Source organism: Pseudomonas sp. A125, from assembly GCF_055409485.1.
The window spans coordinates 1-1248 of the sequence record NZ_JBUZVP010000083.1; the positions used below are offsets into that span (position 1 = coordinate 1).

Genomic DNA, 1248 nt, shown 5'->3' on the forward strand with positions numbered 1-1248 from the left:
GGCGCCGATGACGCTGCCATGGGCGCCGGCGTGCGCGAGGTGCAGCGCCTCGCCAGTAGCCTGAAGTGGCAGCTGCCGTTGTACCTCTGGCAAGTCTGCGAAAGTGAGTGGCCTCAAGACTCCCGCAAGACCCGCCCAGTGGGCTGTGTATTGCCCAAACGCTTCACGCCGGCGGCACTGGAAACCGCCCTGACCGGCTTGCTCGAGCCGTTGCGCCGGGTGGGCATGGCGCAGATCAGTACGGCGATGGGGCAGGATTTCCTGCTGCGCCTGTCCCAGGAGTTGCGGGACGAGGGCATTGCCCGCTGGCGTCATACGCTGGCGCCGATGGCTGATGAGTTTGCCGGTGGTGTGCCGTTGCGGGGGGTGTGGTTCAGCCTGCCGATACAGCGCTCACCACATGATCGGCAGCATGACTGGTCGGTGGCCCCGGTGTGGCACGGTGTACTTGGCGATAACACCCGCCACCGTCGGCTGGGTTGGAGCGCACCGCGCGTCGGGTATGCGCTGGTGCTGGGTTTGGCAGTTTTGTGGGGCGCAGGAATGCTGCTGTCGGTTGTCAGCAACCGCGTACAAATCGCCCACCTGCACACTTCATTGGCAGCCTTGCAGCAGTCGCAAAGCCCCGACGAGCAACTGAGGGCATTCAACGACTTGGTACGTGAACTCGACCGCCTTAATTATCGGGATGAGCACGGCGTGCCCTGGTACCAGCGCTTCGGCCTGAACCAGAATCACAACCTGCTCGCGGTGTTGTGGCCACGCTACGTCGAAGCCAACAACCGCTTGATCCGCGACCCGGCGGCGGCCAACTTGCAGCGCCAGCTCAACGCGTTGATCAGCCTGCCCCCGGCCAGCGAACAGCGAGTAGAGCGTGCCCAGGAGGCCTACGAGCAATTGAAGGCGTACCTGATGATGGCGCGTCCGGCAAAAGCCGACGCCGCCTTCCTGACCCAAGCCCTGGGCAACGCCGAGCCCTTGCGCGACGGCGTGTCGCCTGGGCTGTGGCAAGGCCTGTCGCCGAACCTGTGGCGGTTCTATGGTGAACATCTGGCCGCGCACCCGGCCTGGGCGATCCAGGCCGACTCAAGGCTGGTTGCCCAGGCCAGGCGGGTTCTACTCGGCCAGTTGGGCCAGCGCAACGCCGAAACCCACCTGTACCAGCAGGTCCTCGACGCAGCCGCCAATCAATACCCGGAGCTGGGCGTGCAAAACATGGTCGGCGAGACCGACGCCATGGCGCTGTTC

Annotated in this window: 1 protein-coding gene; it reads left to right on the forward strand. The window is 65.1% G+C overall.

Going from position 1 to position 1248, the window contains the following annotated elements; translation table 11 throughout:
- Positions 1 to 1248, forward strand: a 1248-nt coding sequence (locus ACZRN6_RS36480) for an ImcF-related family protein (RefSeq protein WP_464009961.1), incomplete at both ends; no start/stop codon positions are given.